The following is a 19959-nucleotide window of genomic DNA, read 5'->3' on the forward strand; positions in this document are numbered from 1 at the left end:
ATGACCGAAGCTCAAGACACCGCCGCCGCCAAGGAAGCCAGCGAGGACAAGCTGAATGCCGTCGTCGCCGTGATGGTGGCCGTACTGGCCACCTTCCTGGGCATCTGCAAGGTCAAGGACGACAACATCGTCCAGACCATGCAGCAGGCCCAGGTCGACAAGCTCGACTACTGGGCCTACTACCAGGCCCGCACCATCCGCGCCGACGTCGCCGAGCAGGCCGCCACCCAGCTCGAGCTGGCCAAGGCCGGCGCACCGGTGGCCCAGGCGGCCGACTACGACAAGGCCATCGCCGGCTACCGCGCCAAGCAGGCCGACCAGCTGAAGAAGCGCGACGAGCTGCGCGCGCAGGCCGAGACGGCGGAGCAGACCTACAAGATGCTGAACAAGCGCGACGACCAGTTCGACCTGTCGGACGCGCTGCTGGCCATCGCCATCGCCATGCTCGCCGTGACGGCGCTGACGCACCGGTGGTCGCTTTTCTTCGTCTCCATGGTGCCGACCGTCGGCGGCGTGGTGATGGGCCTGGCCGGGCTGATGAACCTGGCCATCCACCCCAACATGCTGTTCCAGCTGCTGGCATGACGTCTGGCGCCCGGTCCGACGCTGACTAAGGTGCGCCATCCTGACGGATGGAGCACCGCTTGAAAAGCATCGCCTTGCCGCTGGCCGCGGCCTTGTTGACGACGGCCGCCCAGGCCGCCCCCGATCCCGGCGGGCGCTGGGAAGGCGCGGCCGAGATCCCCGGCGCGCCCCTGCTCCTGGTGGTCGACCTGTCGCGCACGGCTTCGGGCGGGCTGCAGGGTTCGGTCATCCTGCCGGGGCGCGGCGTCAAGGGGGCGCCGCTGCAGGCCATGGCCAGCAGCGAGGCCGGCCTGAGCTTCAGCCTGGGCGCCGCCTTTGCCGGCCCCGCCGACAGGGCCCCGCAGGTCAGCCTGCGCTGGCAGGCCGACGGTTCCTTGGCGGGTGAATTCACACTGGGCGGCCTGAGCGCGCCGCTGCGGCTGCAGCGCGCCGGCAGCGCCCAGGTCGACTTGCCCGTGGCCCACACCGCCCTCTCGGCCGCCCTGCTCGGGCGCTGGGTGGGGCGCTACGAGCTCGGCGGCTACCCGCGCGAGGTGACGCTGACGCTGGCCAACGACCCGGCGGGCCTGGGCAGCGGCCAGCTGGTCGTGGTGGGCCGGCGGCGCACCGAACTCGTCATCGACCATGTGGCCCAGGGCCGCGAGTTCCTGACCCTGAAGGCCAGCACGGCCAACTACCGCATCGAGGGCCGCTACCAGGCAGGCCGCATCGAGGGTCAGGTCGTGCAGGGGCCTTTCGAGGCCGCCATCGTGCTGCGCCAGGCGGCGCCGGGAGCCACGCCATGAAGCGCCGCCATCTGCTGCTCGGCCTCACGGCCTTCACCGCCTTGCCCGCCGCCGCCCAGGGCATGTACCGCGGCGACGCCGCCCACAGCGGCGTGCTGCAGGCCCAGGCGCCGCGCCAGTTCAAGCGGGTCAAGTGGAGCTTCCCGACCGGGCAGCGCATCGTGTCCTCGCCGGTCTGGCATGAGGGCGCCGTGCTGTTCGGCAGCGACGACGGCCACCTCTACAGCGTGGACGCCGCCACCGGACGGCAACGCTGGATGCTGGCGACCGACGGGCCGGTGGCCTCCACGCCGGCCGTGGCCGGCGGCCGCGTCTATGCGCTGAGCTTCGACGGCCGCCTGTACGCGGCCCATGCCGCCACCGGTGAAGTGCTGTGGAAGTTCGCCACCGAGGGCGAGCGCCGCTTCGAGGCGCGCGGCCTGAACGGCATGCGGCCGCGCGGCCAGACCTTCGCCGATCCCTACGACGTCTATCTGTCCAGCCCCGTGGTGGCCGATGGCCGGGTCTATTTCGGCAGCAGCGACGGCCACGTCTATGCGCTGGACGCGGCCAGCGGCGCCCTGCTGTGGAAGCACCGCAGCGGCGACGTCGTGCATGCCTCGCCGGCCTACGCGGGCGGGCGCATCTACGTGGGCAGCTGGGACGGCAAGCTCTATGCGCTGGACGCCAGGACCGGCGCCCAGGCCTGGGCCTTCCAGGCCGGTGTCGACCCGCTGATGTTCAACCAGCAGGGCTTCCAGTCCTCGCCGGCCGTGGTGGGCGGCGTGGTCTACAGCGGCTGCCGCGACAGCCATGTCTATGCGCTGGATGCCGCCACCGGCCGCGAACTCTGGAAGCACGCCACCAATGGCAGCTGGGTCAACAGCTCGCCGGCGGTCAGCGCCGGCCAGGTCCATGTCGCGACGTCGGACTCGTCCCTCTACAAGGTGCTGGACGCCAGCACCGGCCAGCTGGTGCGCGAGCATGGCGTGCAGGCCTATGTGTTCGGCTCGCCCACCATTGCCGGCGACGTCGTGCTGCTGGGCGTGCTCAACGGCGTGCTGCAGGCGCGCGACAAGGCCAGCGGCGCCCTGCTGTGGGAGTTCCAGACCGAGGCCTCGCGCGCCAACCGGGGCTGGGCGCTGACGGCCGACAAGCGCTTCAACGGCAGCCTGCTCTACCCCTCGGGCTGGCACGACGCCATGGCCATAGGCGCCGAGCGCCAGCAGGGCGTGGGCTCCTTCTTCTCGACGCCGCTGGTGGTCGCCGGCGTGGTCTACATCGGCAGCGCCGACGGCCGCATGTACGCGCTGGAATGAGCGATGGCTAGGGCCTGCCGAGGCTGACGAGCAGCAGCGGCAGCCACAGGGGTGACAGCACGACGGCCCCGATGAACAGCACGCCGTCCGCGGCGACCGTGACCGGCGTCGCGGCGGCCTTCAGCACCTTCTCGGCGTCCGAGGTTTCCTCGCTGATGTGGACGTAGTAGTCCCGGTTCAGCTTCTGCAGGGGCAGGGGCATCTCGTTGCGTACCGCGTATCTCTGGCCCGTCATCAAGACTTCGCCAACGAGCTGGCCACCCCGGTCTTGAAAGCCGGCCCACCGGGCGGCCTGCAACTGGGCCGGGCTGACATCGTGCCGCATCTGCAGGACGAGCCGGCCCTGGATGCGGTTGTCGGCGCTGACCCGAAAGCCCTGGAAGTTTGCCGCTGCGATCGCCGGCTGCAGCAAGGGGTCCAAGGCCGCCGCCACCTGGGTCGGCGCGTCAAAGACATAGTGGTAGCGCCCGCCCACCACCACCAGGGATCGCTTGTCGGCCGAGATCAGCACGCCCTGGAGCTTCTCGGAGTAGCTCGCCTCCCGATGCATCTGCGTGGTGATGCAACCCGACAGCCCCGCCAGCGGCAGACCGGCCGCCAGACCCAGCATCCTTCGTCGATCCATATCGTCTTCCTCCTCGCGTCCGGCCCGCGGCAAACCGCTGCCAGGGGTCCGATGCGCGAGCTGATTGTGGGAAGACGGGATCGTGTCGGGTGAAGGCTTTGCGGGGTATCGCCAATCGACGCCAGCAGGCGCGGCAAACGCCACAAGCAAAGAAAAAGGCCGGCGAGAGTGCCCCTCGCCGGCCTTTGCAATCACGCTCAGCGCGTCACCAGACCTTGCAATGCTGGCCCGCCGGCTTCACCAGCTTGGCGCCCGGCTTGCAGGCAAAAGCCTTCTCGAACTGCGGCATGTTGACGACGACGCCGTTGATGCGCCACTTGGCCGGCGAGTGCGGGTCCACCTTGGCGTGCACGCGCAGCTGCTCGGGGCGGGCGTCCGCGCAGTCCCACTGCGCAAAGCCGACGAAGAAGCGCTGCTCGGGCGTCAGGCCGTCGCGGTTCTCCAGCGTCTTGCCCGCCATGTGGGCCTTCCAGGCCTCCCAGGCGAGGATGAGGCCGCCGAGGTCGGCCAGGTCTTCGCCCAGCGTCAGCTTGGAATTGATCTTGATGTCGTCGATCACCGGGTACTGGGCGTACTGGTCGGCCACGCAGGCGGCGCGCTTCTCGAAGGCCTGGCCGTCCTTCTTGGTCCACCAGCTCTTCAGATTGCCCTTGGCATCGAACTGGCGGCCTTCGTCGTCGAAGCCGTGGATCAGCTCATGGCCGATGGTGCCGCCGGTGTTGCCGTAGTTGGGCGCTTCGTCCATGCGCCGGTCGTACAGCGGCGGCTGCAGCACGCCGGCGGGGAAGTTGATGTCGTTCATCTGCGCGTCGTAATAGGCATTGACCGTCTGCGGCGTCATGCTCCATTCGCCGCGGTCCAGCGGCTGGCCGATCTTGGCCAGGCGGCGCCGGGCCTCGAAGGCATTGCCGCGCATGACGTTGCCGAGGAAGTCGCCACGCTGCACGGCGAAGGCCGAGTAGTCGCGCCAGCGCTCGGGATAGCCCACCTTGTTGACGATGGCCTTGAGCTTCTCGTGGGCGCGGGCCTTGGTCTCGGCGCTCATCCAGGCCAGGCTGTCGATGGAGCGGCCCATGGCCACCTCGATCTCGTGCGTCATCTCCACCGTCGCGGCCTTGAGCTCGGGCGTGAAGTTGCGGGCGATGAACTCCTGGCCCAGGGCCTCGCCGAGCTGCACGTCGACCAGTTGCACGCAGCGCTTCCAGCGCGGCTTGAGCTGGGGCGTGCCGGTCAGGGTCTGGCCGTAGAAGTCGAAGTTGGCCTGCACGAAACCGTTGTCCAGGGCCGGCGCCAGGCTGCTGGCCAGCTGCCAGCGCAGATAGGTCTTGAGGTCGGCCAGGCTCATGGCCTGGAGGCGCGCGGCGAAGGCCTTGAAGAAGGCCGGCTCGGTGACGTTGTAGCGGGCGTGCCAGGGCGTCGTGCCCAGGGCGGCCTGGTAGCTGGGCCAGTCGAAGCCGGGCGTCAGCGCCTTCAGGCCGGCGGCGTCGACGACGTGGAAGGTCTTGTAGGGATCGCGCTTGTCGACCTTGGACAGCGAGGCCTTGGCCAGCAGGGTCTCCGTCGCCAGCACGCTGCGCGCCAGCGCCTGGGCCGCCGCGGGCGTCTCGCCCAGCAGGGTGAAGACGTGGGCCACATGGGCCTCGTAGGCGTTGCGGATCTTCAGCGTCTTGTCGTCACGCTTCAGGTAGTAGTCGCGATCGGGCAGGCCCAGGCCACCGGCCGAGGCGAAGGCGATCTGGCGCGTCGCGTCGGCGAAGTCCTGGCCGGCGCTGAAGCCGAAGAACAGTCGCTCGTTGCCCGCCGCCAGCTGCAGCTCGGCCAGCAGGGCCGGCAGGTCCTTCTTGTGCTGAAGCGCGGCGATGCGGTCCAGCAGCGGCTGCAGCGGCTTGAGGCCGGCGGCCTGGGCGGCGCCTTCGTCCATGCAGCTGGCGAAGTAGTCGCCCAGCTTGGCCTGGGGAGCCGTGCGCTCGGCGCCGGCCTGGCCCAGCTTGTTCAGCACGCCCCACAGATAGCGCTGGTTCTCGTTGGCCATCTTGGCGTAGACCGACCACTTGGCCTGGTCGGCCGGGATGGGGTTGAGCTGGCTCCAGCTGCCGCAGGCGAAGCGGTAGAGGTCGTCGCAGGGATCGGCCGTGCGGTCCATGGCCGCCACGTCCAGGCTGGGCGTGTAGGGCAGGGCGTCGAGCGGGGTTTCGCCGGCTGCATGGGCCAAGGTGGCCGCGAGCAGGGCGGGCAGCAGCAGTCGTTTCATGATGGAACGGGAAATCTGGAAGTGGGCGGATTGTGGTGGCAGGCCGTGGCGACAGCCATTCGTCAGACCGGATCAGAGCCGGCGGCCCTCGGCCGCCGCCGCCATCAGCTGCTCCAGGCGGCGGTCGCGGGTTGCCCCCTGCTTGGCGCCCAGCACCCAGCGCAGCATCTGGCGCCGCCAGCCCGGCGGCTGGGCCTCGAACCAGGCCCAGGCCTTTCGTTGGCGCTTGAAGCGCTTCTCCAGCTCGGGCGGCAGGGCCGCCTCATCGTCCTGCTCATAGCCATAGACGACGCTGCGCTTGTCTGTGCGTTTCTCGAAAGCCGCCAGGCCGGCCGGCTGCATGCGGCCCTCGGCCGTCAGCACGGCCACGCGGTCGATGTTGATGCGGCTCCAGATCGAGGTCGGCCGGCGCGGCGTGAAGCGGATCTGGTAGCGCAGCTCGTCCACGCGCTTCCTCACGCCGTCGATCCAGCCCTGGCAGAGCGCCTCGTCGACGGACTGCGGCCAGGTCATGCTCGGCACGCCGCTGGCGACCTTGTGGAAGCCGACGATGAGCTCATCGGCCGTGGCGCCATGCTTGGCCAGCCAGTCTCGGAACTCGGCCGGCGAAGAGAAGTAGAGCGGTTCGGCCATGATGGGCGCATTCTGATTCGCCTGCCCCGGCCATGAACACCCTGCTTCTCCTCGTCCCCATCGCCGCCGAACACAAGGCCCTGCTGCTTGAGCGCTTCCAGGTCGTCGAAGCCCTCGATCCGGCCTCTCGCGCCGCCGCCATCGCGGCCCGGGGCGCCGACATCGAACTGGTGCTGACCAATGGCACGGTCGGATTCACGGCCACCGAGCTTGCCGCCTGCCCGCACCTGAAGCTGCTGGCCGCCCAGGGCGCGGGCTACGAGAACCTCGACGTGGCCGCGGCCCAAGCGGCGGGCATCCTCGTCTGCAACGGCGCCGTCACCAATGACGACTGCGTGGCCGACCACGCCCTGGCCTTGCTGCTGGCCAGCGTGCGGGCCCTGCCCCAGCAGGGTGCGGCGCTGCGCGCCGGCGTCTGGCGCGACGACCTGCCGCTCTTCCCCAACTTCAAGGGCCGGCGCCTGGGGGTCATCGGCATGGGCGGCATCGGCCGCAAGATCGCCGCGCGGGCCACGGCCTTCGGCATGGTCATCGGCTATCACAACCGCCGTCCGCGCGAGGACGCCGGCGATGCGGCCTGGTTCGACAGCGTGCTGTCTCTCGCCGCCTGGGCCGATGACCTTGTCGTCGCCACGCCCGGCGGCGCGGCTACCCGCCACATCGTCAATGCCGAGGTGCTGGCGGCGCTGGGCGCCGGCGGCCATATCGTCAACATCGCCCGTGGCAGCTGCGTGGACACCGCGGCGCTGGCGGCGGCCCTGCGGTCGGGCCAGCTCGCCGGCGCGGCCCTGGACGTCTACGAGAGCGAGCCGCGGCCGCCGCTGGAACTGGTGGACCTGCCCAACGTCATCCTGACGCCCCATGTGGCCGGCTGGTCGCCGCAGTCCATCCGCGCCACGGTGGAGAACTTCATTGCCAATGTCGAGGCCTGGCGGCGCGGCGAGGCCCTGGTGACGCCGCTATAGGGCCCATTGCCGCAGCGTTCGCAGGCCCTAGCGCTTTTCCAGCACCACGCTCTCGTCGCGGGCGGCGTATTGGCGCCGGCTGCCCTCCTCCAGCGCCACCTCGGCGGCCAGCCGCCCCATCTGGGTGCTGGCCAGCGCCTGAAGCACCCGCAGCTCGGGTTCGTCCGGCATGCGGGTGTCCTGCTCCAGCACGGGTTCCACGCGCGCAGACCGTCGGCGCGCGAACAGCGCATCCAGCGTCAGCAGGCGGCGGGGCGTAGGCAGCAGGGGCTTCATGGGACCTCCCGAGGGCGGCGGTATCGCAGTGAATCGCAGGCGTGTAGGGAACAGACGTCATCGCGACACCGGATGCGACACGCCCGCCCCCCTTATTTCGGGGCCGGCCGCTGCGCTACGCTGCCGGCCTCTGCCTCGCCAAGGATCCGCCATGGAACTGGGTGCCTTCTCCATCAGCCTCGCGGTCAAGGACATTGCCGCCTCCCGCGCCTTCTATGAAGCCCTGGGCTTCAGCGTCTTTGGCGGCAACCAGGAGCAGAACTGGCTCATCCTGAAGAACGGGACCACCGTCATCGGCCTGTTCCAGGGCATGTTCGAGAAGAACATGCTGACCTTCAACCCCGGCTGGGACAGCAATGCCCAGGCCCTGGCCAGCTTCACCGACGTGCGCCAGATCCAGCAGCAGCTGCAGGCCCGAGGCCTGAAGCTGGACCAGCAGGCCGACCCCGCGGCCACCGGGCCGGGCTATCTGTCGCTGACCGACCCCGATGGCAACCCGGTGCTGATCGACCAGCACGTCTGAGGACGGGACGCATGCGCTGCCTGGACCCTGCCGAGCTGAATCGCCCCCATTGGCTGGGGCTGGCTTGAGCCGCTGGTCCAGCAACCCCAGCCGCGTACCGACGCTGGCACCCTGGCCGCGGCGGCGCCCGCCGTCCCGCCCCTGGACGGCCTGGGGCGTCTCGCTGGTCCTGCACGCCCTGCTGCTGAGCCTGACCTTCGGCGGCGCGGGCCTGGGCCTGCCGGGCCTGAGCCTGCCCTGGCAGGCACGCCGCGCCGAGGCGCCCGACCTGCGCGTCGTGCTGCTCGCGCAGGCACCGGCACCCGCGCCCGCCGCGCTGCCGCAGCCGGCTGAAGAAACGCCTGAAGAGACGCCTGAGGCGCCCGTCCCGCCCTCCCGCGCCGAGGCTGTCGAGGCGCCGCCGCCCGCCGCGCCGCCGGCGCCCGCCCTCATTGCCGTGGAGCGCCCCGCCGAGACCACCTGGACCGTGCCGCCCACGCCGCCGGCCTCGGCGCCCGTTCTCGCCGCCTTGTCCGCCGCCTCCAGCGCCCTGACGGCGCTGACACGCGACGACAGCGCACGCACAGCCCCGGACCGCGAAGCCCGCGAGCGCGCTGCGGAGATGGCCCAGCTCGACCGCGCCCGGCGCGAGACCCAGCAGCAGGCTCAGCAGCAGACGGAGAAGTTGGCCGAGGCGGAACGCCTGGAAACCGCCAGACAGGAAGCGGCCCGGCAGGAGGCCGCCCGCAAGGAAGCGGCGCGCATCGAGGCCGCGGCCCGGGCCGAGGCCGCGCGGCTGGAAGCCGAACGCGCCGAAGCCCAGCGCCAGGCCACGGCGAAGGCGGAGGCGGCCCGCCTGGAAGCCGAGCGCCGCGCCGCCGCCCAACAGGAAGCCGCGCGGCAGGAGAGCGCGCGTGCCGAAGCGGCGCGTGCCGAAGCGGCCCGGCAAGAGGCCAGCCGCCAGGAGGCGGTGCGCCAGGAAGCCGCGCGCGCCGAAGCCGCTCGCCAGGCCGCCGAGTCTGCCCGCCAGGAAGGCGCACGGCAGGAAGCCGCCCGCGCCGAGGCGGCCCGGCAGGAAGCTGCCCGCAACGCCGCGGCCAAGCAGGCGGCCGCCAAGGCCGAAGAGGAGCAGCGCGAGGCCAGGCTGCGCGCCATCGGCCAGCAGCTGAACGAGGAAGCTGCCAAGCGCGATGCGGCCCGCCAGGCCCAGGATTCGCGCCCCTCGTCCTGGAGCAGCCTGCGCCGCGGCCGGCTGTTCGGCCGCACCGACGCCAATGCCGAGATGGTGCTGTACGCCGAAGCCTGGGCGCGCAAGATCCAGCTCAACCCGACGACCATGGATCTGGTCCGCGACGCGCTGAAGCAGCCCTATGCCGATCCGCTGGTGACCGTGGCCATCCGCGCCGACGGCACGGTGGAATCAGTCAGCTTCTACCGCTCCAGCGGCGTGCCGGCCCTGGACGAGGCCATCCGCCGCGTCATCGAGAGCCAGGCCAACTACCCGGCCTTCACGCCGGCGCTGGCGCGCGAGTACGACGTCATCGAGATCCGCCGCACCTGGCATTTCGACTCGGCCATCCGCCTGTACTGAAGCGCGCGGATCAGCCTGGCAGCTTCTTCAGCTTGAGGCTGGCGCCATCGTCGCTGCAGGAAGCCTCGAAAACCGCGGCCGCATAGCCGCTGCGGTGCAGCACCAGCCGCTTGCCGTCGAGCTGGTACGTGCCGGCCGCCTGGACCGAGCGGTCGTCGGCGCCGGGCCGGCCTTCCTCGAAGCTGCCGTCGTCCAGGAAGGTCAGGCGCTGGCGGCCCCGGCTGGGCGGCAGCGCCTCCCCGGCGTCCACGTAGACGCTGGTGCCCGAGCCGTCGCGCTCGTGCGCATGCACCCAGCTGCCGAGGAGTTGCTGCTTGTTCACGTCCAGAGCGTCTTGCGTGGTCCCTGCAATGCAGTATGCATCCGCGCCACCTGCTCGGGCGTGAACATGAACATGGCGGCGTCGTCGACATAGTCCATGTAGTTCATGAACATGTCGCCATTGGGTCCGTTCTGGCAGCTGATGCTGGGGAAGCCCGGCGCACCGAAGTTGGGGCCTTCCGCATTGGGCGTGTCGTCGACGCCATCGCCGCCGCTGCAGTCCGGCGTGTCGCCCCAGATGTGGCGCAGGTTCAGGTAATGACCGACCTCGTGCGTGCAGGTGCGGCCCTTGTTGAACGGGGCCTGAGCCGTGCCGCTGGTGCCGAAGGCATTCAGCGAGATGACTACGCCGTCGGTCGCAGCCGGGCCGCCGGGAAACTGGGCGTAGCCCAGCAGCCCGTCCTTGAGCTGGCCGACCCAGATGTTCAGGTAGCGGTCCGTCGGCCAGGGCGCGCTGCCGCCGCGCTTGGGATCCTTCATCGAGTCGTTCTGCCCGAAGGCCACCTCCTTGGTCGGCACATGCAGGATGCCGGTGGTCGCCTTGCCCTTGGGGTCCTTGGTGGCCAGCTGGAACTCGACCATGGCGTCGGCCACCAAACCCTTCCAGACCGGGGGGGTCTTGCTGCGATCGGCGTTCTTGGCACGGAAGTCCTGGTTGAGGACCTTGATCTGCGAGGCGACCTGCGCGGCCGTGACCTTGGGCGCGCCTGGCGACTGCAGCAGATGGACGACCACGGTCACCTTGTAGGGCTTCCTGGGCGCGACCTTGGCCATGCGCCGCGAGTCCATGAAGGAATGCTCCAGGTCGCTCTGCGCCATGCGGTATTGCGGATGCTGCTCCAGCAGCCAGTAGTGGACGGACATGCAGCCGCAGCGGCGATGCAGCCCGGGGGCCGCGGCCTTCTTGGCGGACGGGGCAGCGGTCTTGGCGCCAGCGGCGCCCTTCTTCTTGGTGGCCATGGCATGACTCCTGGTGGCGGGAGGGACAGGGGCGCCTGCGGCGCTGCGCAAACGTAGCCGCTGCCGCCGCAATGCGCCTCCCCACCCTTGGGGAGGAACGGGGGTTCTCCCGTCCCTCTTGCTGCAGCGCACACAGAGGGAATGTCCGCAATGGCCCCCGCAGACGCGGTGCTAGCGTGAAGCCGTTGTTCGTGGTTCCGGCCCGCCGACGCGGCGGCCGGACGCTCTGTTGATTCCCTTTGCAACACACAAGCTAGGAGACACAGATGAGGACTTCCCTGAGCGCCGCCATCCGCCGCGCGACCCGCCGATTCGGCCTGCCCCTGCTGGCAGTGATATGCGCCACACCGGCTTCCGCCAGCACGTTGACACAGAACGTGTCCTGGACCATCAACCGCGCCGGCACGACGGCCAAATACCGCATCGTGGCCTATGGCGACTCCATCTACGCCGGCTACAACGGCTCGGTGCTGAACGCGGCCAAATACTCGGCGCCCACGGTGGATGCCGAGTACCTGGCGGCCAGGTGGAATGCCAGCATCGAGAGCGTGCGCCGCACCAAGTCCGGTGCGGTCGCCTCCGACATCTACAACAACAAGATCGTGGCCGAGAAGTCGTACATGCAGGCGGCCTCCACGCGCGTCGTCACCTTCGAGATGTGCGGCAACGACGGCCTGCAGGCACGCTCGGCCTTCAAGAGCCAGACCGGCACCTGCAACTACGCGGGCATGGACGCCGCAGTCAACAGCTGCAAGACCTATGTGGCCGCGGCCATGGACTTCATCAACGCCAACGCCTATGCCGGCGTGAAGCTCAAGCAGATCTCCAACCTGCACTACCCCGGCTACAACGCCGACAACGCGCAGAGCAGCTGCAAGGATCCCGGCACCGGCGCCACCGTCAACATGCGCGACCGCTTCCTGCCCAAGGTCGCGACGATGAACTACTGGATGTGCGAGTACGCCCGCCAGAAGGGCTTCAACTGCGCGGACAATTTCGCGCAGTACATGGGCGCCGACTACGACAGCAACGGCGACGGCGTCATCGACTCCGAGGCGCTGCGCTGGGTGCCGGGCGAAAGCGAGGCCAGCTACGTGGGCCGCATCACCGGGGCGCTGAAGCCGACCATCCGCGACGCCAACGCCAAGTTCGTGTCGGCCAGCAGCAGCTACGACTACATCCAGTCCGACGACACCCACCCGACCTACACGGGCGGCACCGTGTCCGCCGGCCTCTTCGGCGGCACCACCGGCTCGGGCGCCGCGCGCTACACCTCGTTCACGAACGGCAAGAGCCCGATCTGGAACCAGTACGGGCATGAGCGCATGGGCTGGGCGATTTCGACGTCGAACCCGGCAGCGCCATAACGTGAAGCCCCTCGTCCAAGGAAGACCTTGGCCGGTCCCCCGAGAGGACGGCGATGCTTGCCGGATTGACCGGCAAGCACATCGCCACAGCGGGCCGGCCAGGGAGCGGCCCGTCGCTCGGCCCGCAAAGGTTCACCACGGCAAGCGAGCTGTGTCATGACGCGTCCGCGCGAGCGCAAGCAGAACGCCTGGGGCCCCTCTCCCTGGGTGCTGGTGATCGCGCTCGCCGCCGTGGCCGGCGGGCTGGCCTGGTGGTGGCCGACGGCCGAGGCACCCGCGCCCGCGCTGCTGGCCGCCGTACCCGCCAGCGCACCCATCGCCGCTGCGCCGCCCGTCACACCGCATCCCCTGGCCAGCATGCCCGAGGCCACCGTCGTCGCGATGGCCACCACGCCGGCCGCACCGGCGCCGCGCATCCCGCGCCAGCGCGACCCCAACGGCGACCAGACGCCCGACCTGGCCGACTACGTCAACGAAGGTGAACGCCCGACGATGGCTGAAGTGATCCAGAGACTGCATGCGGCCGGCGTGCGCACGGGCCTGGGCGCCTTCAATCCGCCCGGCACCCGCCCGCCCCTCATCGGCCTGGCCGTGCCCGAGAACTTCGAGCTGCCGGCCGGCTATGTGCGCCACCACCAGGCCACCGACGACGGCCAGCGCATCGAGCCCATGCTGATGTTCTCGCCGGATGCCTCGACGGTCGTCGTCAACGGCCGCACGGTGGCCGTGCCGGCCGACCGCGTCGTGACGCCCGAGCTGGCGCCGCCCGGCCTGCCGCTGCGGCGCATCGTCGTGCCTGCGCCGGTGGACGGCCCGCGTTGAGCCGCCTCGCCGACCAGCGCGGGGCCGGCATCGTCCTGGCGGCCCTGCTGTGCGGCCTCTATGCCCGCGGCGGCCCGGCTTGGGTGCTTGGCTTCGTGGCCCTCGTCCCCTGGCTGCGCACGCTGGATGCCGAAACCCGGCTCGCGCCCCTGCTGCTCGGCGCCTGGGCCATGTCGATGGCCTACACGGGCGCCGTCTTCTACTGGTTCGGCAGCGCCCTCGGCGCCTACACGCAGATCGGCGCGGGTGCGGGCCTGGCCCTGCTGCTGCTCGCGGCACCGCTGTTCCAGCCGCAGATCCTCGTCTTCGCCCTGGTGCGCCATGTCGCACGTCGCCACCACGGCCCCGTGCTCGCGGCCTGCGCAGGTGCCGCCGCCTGGGTCGGCACCGAATGGGCGGTTCCTCATCTGCTGGGCGACACCCTCGGGCACGGCCTCTATCCCGCCCCGCTGCTGCGCCAGGCCGCCGAGCTGAGCGGCGCCACCGGCCTGACCGTCGTGCTGCTGCTGGCCAACGAGGCCCTGGCTGTCGCACTGGCGCGCCGCCGCCGGGGCCTGCTGAAGCCTCTGGCCCTGGCCGCTGTGGGTCCGCTGCTGCTGGCTGTCTACGGCCTGATGGCACCGTCGCAGCCGCAAGCAACAGCCCGGCCGCTGCGCATGGGCCTGGTGCAGTCCAACATCACCGACTACGAGCGGCTGCGCCGCGAGAAGGGCGCCGAGGTCGTCGTGCGCGAGGTGCTCGATACCCATTTCGCGATGAGCCATGACGCCGTCGAGCGCCAGAAAGTCGATGCGCTGCTGTGGTCGGAGACCGTCTACCCGACCAGCTTCGGCCAGCCCAAGAGCGAGGCCGGCGCCGAGCTGGACGCCGAGATCCGCGCCATCATCGACGCGGCCGGCGTGCCCTTTGTCTTCGGCAGCTACGACCGCGATGCCAAGGGCGAGTACAACGCCGCCGCCTTCGTGCAGCCGGGCGCCGGGCTGCTGGGCATGTACCGCAAGACCCGGCTCTTCCCCTTCACCGAATACCTGCCGGCCTGGCTGGACAGGCCTGCCGTGCGCGCCGCCCTGCCTGGGGCCGGCAACTGGCGGCCGGGCGATGGCGCCCGCGTCTTCCCGCTGCGCCTGGCCGACGGCCGCGAGATCCCCGTGCTGCCGCTGATCTGCCTGGACGACACCGACCCCGGCCTCGCCATCGCCGGCGCACGGCTCGGAGCGCAAGTCATCCTGACGATGTCCAACGACGCCTGGTTCACGGCCCACGAGCAGGGCGCCGCCCTGCACCAGGCCGTCGCGGCCTTTCGCAGCATCGAGACCCGGCTGCCGCAGTTCCGCGTCACGACCAATGGCTTCAGCGCCGTCATCGATGCGCGTGGCCAGGTCATCGCTGGCACGCGCATGGGAGAGCGCACCCTGGTCATCGGCGACCTGCCGGTGCGCGACCCGGCGCCGACGCTGATGGTCCGCTGGGGCGACTGGGTCGGCCGCGCGGCGGCCCTCTTCCTCGCCGCACTGGCAGCCATGACGCTGCTACGCCGCGGGCTGACGGCCCGGCCCGCCGACGCCACGGCCGCACTGCCCGCCCGCCTCGTCGTGCTGCCGCCGGCAGTTCGCCTCATGGCCGGCCTGCTGCGGCTGGTCTCGCGCGGCGGCGCCCTCGCCATGGGCGCGGCCGTGCTGTGGGGCGACGGCCTGGTGCAGGCCAATACCATGGCCCTGATCCGCATGTTCGCGGCCCTGTGCCTCATCCCAGAAGCGGCCGCCTGGGTGCTGCTGCGCATCTGCACGGCCGAGGTCACGTTGGCCGATGGCCGCCTGGCGCTGGCGCGCGGCAGCCAGCGCCTGGAGGTTGCGCTGCAGGACATTGCCGCCCTCCAACCCTGGCGCCTGCCCCTGCCCGGCGCTGGCGTCTCGCTGCGCCTGAACGCTGGAGGCCATTGGCCTTACGGTCTCGCCTTGCGCGATCCCTGGGCCTTGGCTCACGCCCTGGGCATTCCCCTGCACCAGGCCCCGCCGTCAAGCGGCTGGTGGGCCTATGCCCGCGGCCGCGCGCAGCGCCCCTGGAGCCGGCTGGCCCAGCCGGCCTTCAAATTCCTGCTGCTGCCCCTGCTGCTGGCCGTGCCGGCCTTCCAGCTGCATCAGAAGATCGCCTACGGCAGCCCCTTCGGCGAGCTCTACAGCTATGGCCTGGGCGCCTATCTGGCGGCCTTCACGCTGTGGTGGGCCGCCTGGGCCATTGGCGTCGTGCTGTGCTCGGCGGCCGTCCGCGCGCTGATCGAGGCCGGCGCGCTGGCCGGCGGGCTGCTGCGGCCTGCGCAGGCGGGTGTCGCGCGTGCCTGGCTCGAGAGGCTGGGGCTGCTGACGCTCTACCTGGGCCTGCCGGCCTGGATGTTGATGCGGGCGCTGGCGGCTTGATGCAGGGGGCGGCAGTCAAACGCCATTTGGATACTGGGCCAACTGCAGTTGGTTGCCCTCTGGATCCTGCAGCGTGGCCAGCACGCCGCCCCAGGATTGCGCCTCCGGTGCACCCGTGAACGTGACGCCCCTCGAAACCAGTTCCTGGTACTTCTCCGCCACTGAGCTGACGGCAAAGGACAAGCCTGTGAAACGGCCTACCAGGACTTGCTCGTCTTCGGGCGCCTCCGGTGGCACGGACTCGACGATGAGCTGCGCACTGCCTGGCGCAAACACGCAGTAGCCGTGGGCCGCGCCTCCCGCACGCAACGGCAGAAGCAACTTCCTCGCGTAGAAGTCTTCGGCTGCAACAAGGTCTCGCACAAAGACTCGGGCGGTGTTCAGGTTCATACGCGTCCTCCTCAGCTCCGTTCTGGTCGGCGATGCGAATTCTGGCGGCGAAGGGCGAAGCGCAGCTGCATATTCCGATGCGACCTGAGCCCAGGTTCAGCATCTTCTGCGCACGGAATCCGGCGCCTGATGAGCACCTTGTGCGGAGGTGCTTTGCAGGGCGGCGTGTCCGGCGGCTTGACCACCCAGTCCAGCGCAGAGTGCGGAGATGCTGGCCGCTTCAGGCTGGAAGCGGACTTTCTCGTCTCACGTCAGCTGCTTTAGGCGGTTTCGACGCTCCAACAGGCAAGCCGCGATCGTTACTGCAAATCCCGCCAAGAAGAGCCCGATCGCCATTTCGTCGACGCTGCCACTCTGGCAGGCAACGAATGCTGAGGCGGAGGCTCCGGCAAATAGGAATATCCAACTCGTCCATCTTTCCAGACCTCTAAGCAGACATAGAACGTACGTCGGCAGACCGACCAAGAGCGTTGCTGCATACGCATACGGCAATGCAATGAAGCCGAAGAGGACGCCAACCTGAAATTTGTGGTTCAGGTCGTGCTGCGAAACGATGCAGGCCGCAATGAAAAGCGCAATGGGACAAGCTAGCACCCAAACTAGAGGCGCGAAGACAAATACCTTCCATGGGAAGACATGCTCTTTGACCGTCATGGCATCGATTCTGCCTAAGCGGTGATGTCCGCCTGCGCTGCAGAGCGGCAGTCGGCTCTAGGCTGACAGCGGACTTGAGGCTAGGCCCGACGGAGCGACCTCGCAAGGAGTTCCGCAGGATAGGCGCCCAAGTGACCGCATCCCGCCTCCGCAATGGCGCTGGACAGGGTGCCTTCAACGACGACTCTCTTGCCATGCAGCTGGGTGCATACCTTTTCATCGAAGCCGAGTGCGCCACTTCCTACCCATAGCCAAACCGCTGATTCAAATCCCTCGCGTCGCTCCGATGCCGGGAAGTGCCGGATGCAGACTTCCTCGAAGTCAAAGCTGAGGATTCCTTCGACTGCGACATCGGTGCCGCTCAGGTGCTCTATCTGTTCGAGCGCCTTGTTGACGGAAAGGGGGAAGTGTTCCATGCCAGCAGCGTAACTCCCTTGTCCGCAACCGCTGCGGAGCGGCAGTCGGCTTTAGGCTGGAACGCAGGCCGGAACCCCGAACTTGGGGCCTGCGGCGCTCAAGTTCTGAGCTCAGCCAACCAGTACCGCGCAGCCGGTTCGGGTCGGCTGCAGCGAGAGCTTAGAGCTCGCCATGCGCAGGCTGACCACACGACATACACCTTCGAACCTTGACCGGCGGGAAGGCTGCCTTGCATATGAATAGCAGCAGGAATGACAACGCAACAGAAGCCCAGTCTTTCCCTTCTTCAAAGGTGGTGGCTCCGCATTTGGAGCAGACGGGAGCCTCGCTCGGCCATTGCTCCAGCAGGGCCTGTTGCATGACGCCTTGGTCTCGCAACGACAGGACCTCGCGCGCGCTGGCGAGGCTGCCGGCGGGGACAAGTACGCGGACGCCACCCAGCATGAGCGCCATCGGCCAGATGGCCCCAACGTGATGCTCGCTGGCAAGCGTGGCAGGTATGCCCTCCGACTCAAGGAGTGCGCGGCTGACGTGCGCCTCCCAAGGACTCAGATGAACTTCCAGAAGTGCGAACTTGATCTCAGCGCCCATCGCGAGCTCCAACGCAGAAGCAACCGGCGATTTGCAGCAGGAAGGCGTCCGGGTGACGGCCCTGTTCTGTCACAGTGAAAGCTGCGGCCCCCGCTGGAATCGAGCAGTCAGCCACCGGTCCTTGCCCGCACAAGATAGGTCTTGTCATGCGGAATCACATTGCCGGTCGGGCAGCGCTCAGAGCCGGTGACATAGGGCTCGATAGCTGCCAGCAGGACGCTGGCGTTGTAGCTCAGACCTGATGGGGCTGAGCCTGGTTCGCTGATGAGTCGAACCGTGCCGTGATACGACGGATAGTTGAAATTTCCGAATGTGGGAACGATGTCGCATGGGGACGTCGCCTTGGGATTCACATACTTCCCTGACGACAGGCCTGGATTGAGATCCAGGATCTGAAATCCCCAGGCGCCCTTCTCACGGGCCAAGGTCGCCGCTCGATAGAGCCAGAAGGTCTGGACCGTCTCCCATGAAGGATGGTTCGTTCCCGCATAGACAACTGAATAGACGTCTGCGGACTTGGCTTTCACTTCGTGTCCGCCACCCCATCCCATCGGGTGATAGCGATAGCGCTCGCTGTCCGCGTTGGAGTAGGCGCATCCGGCCAGCAGAGTTGCCGCGGCGAGGAGGATGTAGAGACAAGGGCGCTTGATGTGCATTGGATTTGATGGCTGATGTCTTGACTGAGCGACGGACCCAGCCTCACTGCGCACACCGGACACCGATGACGTCGTTGAACTGATTCGGTGCCCAGGATGCAGCCCTCCAGCGGTAGGTACCAGGGCCGATGAAGCGCATTTCCCACTCACGGTACTCAGCAGGAATGCCCTGAAGCTCTGATCCGTAGCTGATGAACAGTGAGTTCCCTTCGGCACGCAGGATGGTGGCGCTGTACTCGGTGACCTCGGCGCCTGTTCCGATCTTCCACCGACGATCATTCTTCAGCGTGAGCTTCTTGCGGTCAGGACTGACCTCGAAGGTCTGGTGCAGATTGTCCTGGTGGCAGCCGAACTGATGCTTCGTGCTTTCGGCCCATTTCCCTTCGAGCAGCTTCCAGTTGAAGTCCTGCGCCATCGTGGCGCCGGAGCCCAGTGCAAGAGCGATGAACAAGCAATGGCGCATGGAAGCTCCAAACTTTGGACAGCGTGCCCGCCTCAAACCGGCACCCGATACCTCTGCCCCTTGAAGCGCAGCACCAGCTCGCGCGGCCGGATCTGTTCCAGCACGAGGTCGGCGCCCAGCGAGGCGCCTTCGCGCATCACTTCGCCGTTGATCATCACGAAGCGGCTGGCCGGGTTGTCCGAGTAGACCGATCCGCTGATCGCCAGCTGGGGCAGCTGCCGGCGTGTGGCCTCGGGCAGTTCGGCCAGGCGCGGGATGGGCGCCTCGGCGGCCGGCGCGGGGGGCGGGTCGAAGGCAGGGGCCGATCGGGGTATGGGGGCAGGCGCCACGGCGGCCGGCGGCGGCACGGCAGGCAGATAGGGCGAGGCTGAAGCCGCCAGTGCCGGCATCGGCGCGCTGGCAACCGACGCCGGCGCAGGAGCGGGCAGCGGGGCGACTTCGGCAGGCGGCGCCTTGGCGGCAGGCGGAGGCGGCGGCGCGGCTTCCTGCGGCCCGCTCGCCCACCAGACGCCGGCGCCAATGCCGGCCAGCAGCAGCAGGCCGCCACCCGTCCAGGGCAGCCAGCGGCGCCGGCCGGCGCCTCGCGCGGCCTCGCTGCCGGAAGGCGGTTGGGTGTGCAGGCCCGGCACCTGGCCGCGCTCGCGTTCGCGATCGGCTTCGGCACGGCGCAGGGCGTCGAGGATGTAGGACATGGCAGTTCTGTCGTTCAGTGTGCCGCGTCCAGGCGCGGCTCGGCGACGCCCGTCGCACGGTTGATCTGCATCAGCGTGATGGGGCCGATGCGGCCATCGGGCTGCAGGCCCTGGCTGGCCTGGAAGGCCTGGAACTGGCGGGTCAGTTCGGCCCAGCCCTGCGGCGTGGAAGTGGCTGCGCTGGCGGGCGACGCGATGCCCGGCACCTGGGCCAGCTGGGCAGCCAGCCATTCACGCAGCGGCCCCATGTTCTCGGCGCGGTTGACATAGCCCGGCGGCACGCGCCAGAAGGTGGCGAACTCGCCTCGCCACAAGCCGGCCAGCTCGGCCACCGCGACCCGGCGCGGCTTGCCGTCCACCAGCAGCGTGGCCTGCTGCCCATCCAGCCCGACCAGCGCGGCCAGGGCCGGCGGCTGGCCCGGGCGCCGCAGCGTCAGCAAGACCGGGCGGTCGATCAGGCGGATCAGCGACAGGCTGCCGGTGGTGCTGCGATAGCACTGCAGGCCGCGCTGGGCGGCGACCGTGCAGGCGTCGGCCTGGTCCGGCAGCGGCAGGCCCCAGCGCTGGGCCAGCCCGCCCCAAGCGTCGTCGTCCCGCGGTGTCCAGCCGGCCAGCTGCAGGGCCTCGGGGGCCGGCGCGGCTGCGCTGGCGGCGGAGGCCGGCTGGGGTGCCGCACTCGCGGCCGGCGCCGCCGCCGAAGC

At 69.4% G+C, this 19959-nt stretch carries 22 protein-coding genes and 1 pseudogene; 9 read left to right on the forward strand and 14 right to left on the reverse strand.

What is annotated here, in order from left to right; all coding sequences use genetic code 11:
- Genes AC07OY_RS25955 through AC07OY_RS25965 form a run of 3 tightly spaced genes read left to right on the forward strand, consistent with a single transcriptional unit; the run spans window position 1 to window position 2668 of the window.
- A complete protein-coding gene (locus tag AC07OY_RS25955) occupies window positions 1–585 on the forward strand; it encodes a DUF4337 domain-containing protein (protein WP_495045484.1) in 585 nt (194 codons plus the stop codon).
- A gap of 59 nt (window positions 586–644) precedes the next feature.
- Window positions 645–1370: a hypothetical protein gene (locus AC07OY_RS25960; RefSeq protein WP_495045485.1), complete on the forward strand. Its 726-nt coding sequence runs from the start codon at window positions 645–647 to the stop codon at window positions 1368–1370.
- On the forward strand, window positions 1367–2668 hold the full coding sequence (locus AC07OY_RS25965) for an outer membrane protein assembly factor BamB family protein (RefSeq protein ID WP_495045486.1): 1302 nt from the start codon (window positions 1367–1369) through the stop codon (window positions 2666–2668). The genes AC07OY_RS25960 and AC07OY_RS25965 overlap by 4 nt, the downstream gene beginning before the upstream one ends.
- 7 nt (window positions 2669–2675) lie before the next feature.
- Here the strand turns inward: AC07OY_RS25965 and AC07OY_RS25970 are convergent, their stop codons facing one another.
- The 3 genes from AC07OY_RS25970 to AC07OY_RS25980 form a co-directional block, all read right to left on the reverse strand.
- Entirely contained in the window at window positions 2676–3293 is a 618-nt protein-coding gene (locus AC07OY_RS25970) for a hypothetical protein (protein WP_495045487.1), read from the reverse strand.
- A 205-nt stretch (window positions 3294–3498) separates the two neighbouring features.
- A complete protein-coding gene (locus AC07OY_RS25975; protein ID WP_495045488.1) occupies window positions 3499–5544 on the reverse strand; it encodes a M13 family metallopeptidase in 2046 nt (681 codons plus the stop codon).
- A gap of 72 nt (window positions 5545–5616) precedes the next feature.
- Window positions 5617–6177, reverse strand: a complete 561-nt coding sequence (locus AC07OY_RS25980) for a YdeI/OmpD-associated family protein (RefSeq protein ID WP_495045489.1) — start codon at window positions 6175–6177, stop codon at window positions 5617–5619.
- A gap of 32 nt (window positions 6178–6209) precedes the next feature.
- On the opposite strand from AC07OY_RS25980, the gene AC07OY_RS25985 reads away from it, so the two are divergent.
- Complete coding sequence (locus AC07OY_RS25985) at window positions 6210–7142, forward strand: NAD(P)-dependent oxidoreductase (RefSeq protein ID WP_495045490.1); 933 nt, start codon at window positions 6210–6212, stop codon at window positions 7140–7142.
- Between the two features lie 27 nt (window positions 7143–7169).
- Here the strand turns inward: AC07OY_RS25985 and AC07OY_RS25990 are convergent, their stop codons facing one another.
- Window positions 7170–7418 (reverse strand): hypothetical protein, encoded by a 249-nt coding sequence (locus tag AC07OY_RS25990; protein ID WP_495045491.1) that lies wholly within the window; start codon window positions 7416–7418, stop codon window positions 7170–7172.
- A 151-nt stretch (window positions 7419–7569) separates the two neighbouring features.
- On the opposite strand from AC07OY_RS25990, the gene AC07OY_RS25995 reads away from it, so the two are divergent.
- Window positions 7570–7941 carry a VOC family protein gene (locus tag AC07OY_RS25995; protein WP_495045492.1) on the forward strand — a complete coding sequence of 124 codons (372 nt, stop codon included), beginning with the start codon at window positions 7570–7572 and terminating at the stop codon, window positions 7939–7941.
- 64 nt (window positions 7942–8005) lie between these two features.
- Window positions 8006–9511, forward strand: a complete 1506-nt coding sequence (locus AC07OY_RS26000; RefSeq protein WP_495045493.1) for a TonB C-terminal domain-containing protein — start codon at window positions 8006–8008, stop codon at window positions 9509–9511.
- A 10-nt stretch (window positions 9512–9521) separates the two neighbouring features.
- Here the strand turns inward: AC07OY_RS26000 and AC07OY_RS26005 are convergent, their stop codons facing one another.
- Together AC07OY_RS26005 and AC07OY_RS26010 are read right to left on the reverse strand one after the other, a co-directional pair.
- The gene (locus tag AC07OY_RS26005; protein WP_495045494.1) at window positions 9522–9833 is read right to left on the reverse strand and encodes a hypothetical protein; all 312 of its coding nucleotides are present in this window, start codon (window positions 9831–9833) and stop codon (window positions 9522–9524) included.
- On the reverse strand, window positions 9830–10792 hold the full coding sequence (locus tag AC07OY_RS26010; RefSeq protein ID WP_495045495.1) for a zinc metalloprotease: 963 nt from the start codon (window positions 10790–10792) through the stop codon (window positions 9830–9832). Before AC07OY_RS26010 ends, AC07OY_RS26005 begins: the two co-directional genes overlap by 4 nt.
- Window positions 10793–11058: 266 nt before the next feature.
- Between AC07OY_RS26010 and AC07OY_RS26015 the strand changes: the two genes are divergently transcribed.
- The 3 genes from AC07OY_RS26015 (at window position 11059) to lnt (ending at window position 15395) form a co-directional block, all read left to right on the forward strand.
- Complete coding sequence (locus tag AC07OY_RS26015) at window positions 11059–12159, forward strand: SGNH/GDSL hydrolase family protein (protein ID WP_495045496.1); 1101 nt, start codon at window positions 11059–11061, stop codon at window positions 12157–12159.
- 156 nt (window positions 12160–12315) lie between these two features.
- Entirely contained in the window at window positions 12316–12981 is a 666-nt protein-coding gene (locus AC07OY_RS26020; protein WP_495045497.1) for a hypothetical protein, read from the forward strand.
- Window positions 12978–15395 (forward strand): apolipoprotein N-acyltransferase, encoded by a 2418-nt coding sequence (gene lnt / locus AC07OY_RS26025; RefSeq protein ID WP_495045498.1) that lies wholly within the window; start codon window positions 12978–12980, stop codon window positions 15393–15395. Before AC07OY_RS26020 ends, lnt begins: the two co-directional genes overlap by 4 nt.
- 15 nt (window positions 15396–15410) lie before the next feature.
- Here the strand turns inward: lnt and AC07OY_RS26030 are convergent, their stop codons facing one another.
- The 8 genes and pseudogenes from AC07OY_RS26030 to AC07OY_RS26065 all read right to left on the reverse strand — a co-directional run.
- The gene (locus AC07OY_RS26030) at window positions 15411–15785 is read right to left on the reverse strand and encodes a VOC family protein (protein ID WP_495045499.1); all 375 of its coding nucleotides are present in this window, start codon (window positions 15783–15785) and stop codon (window positions 15411–15413) included.
- Between the two features lie 246 nt (window positions 15786–16031).
- Entirely contained in the window at window positions 16032–16439 is a 408-nt protein-coding gene (locus AC07OY_RS26035) for a hypothetical protein (protein ID WP_495045500.1), read from the reverse strand.
- An 80-nt stretch (window positions 16440–16519) separates the two neighbouring features.
- The gene (locus tag AC07OY_RS26040) at window positions 16520–16855 is read right to left on the reverse strand and encodes a hypothetical protein (protein ID WP_495045501.1); all 336 of its coding nucleotides are present in this window, start codon (window positions 16853–16855) and stop codon (window positions 16520–16522) included.
- Window positions 16856–17015: 160 nt separating this feature from the next.
- On the reverse strand, window positions 17016–17447 hold the full coding sequence (locus AC07OY_RS26045; protein ID WP_495045502.1) for a putative signal transducing protein: 432 nt from the start codon (window positions 17445–17447) through the stop codon (window positions 17016–17018).
- A 107-nt stretch (window positions 17448–17554) separates the two neighbouring features.
- Entirely contained in the window at window positions 17555–18103 is a 549-nt protein-coding gene (locus tag AC07OY_RS26050; protein WP_495045504.1) for a CC0125/CC1285 family lipoprotein, read from the reverse strand.
- 43 nt (window positions 18104–18146) lie between these two features.
- Window positions 18147–18554, reverse strand: a complete 408-nt coding sequence (locus AC07OY_RS26055; protein ID WP_495045505.1) for a hypothetical protein — start codon at window positions 18552–18554, stop codon at window positions 18147–18149.
- A gap of 44 nt (window positions 18555–18598) precedes the next feature.
- A complete protein-coding gene (locus tag AC07OY_RS26060) occupies window positions 18599–19258 on the reverse strand; it encodes a general secretion pathway protein GspB (protein WP_495045506.1) in 660 nt (219 codons plus the stop codon).
- A 14-nt stretch (window positions 19259–19272) separates the two neighbouring features.
- Window positions 19273–19959: pseudogene (locus AC07OY_RS26065) on the reverse strand (peptidoglycan-binding protein); the annotation flags it as partial.

This window comes from Roseateles sp. GW821-FHT09H10 (genome assembly GCF_059415865.1).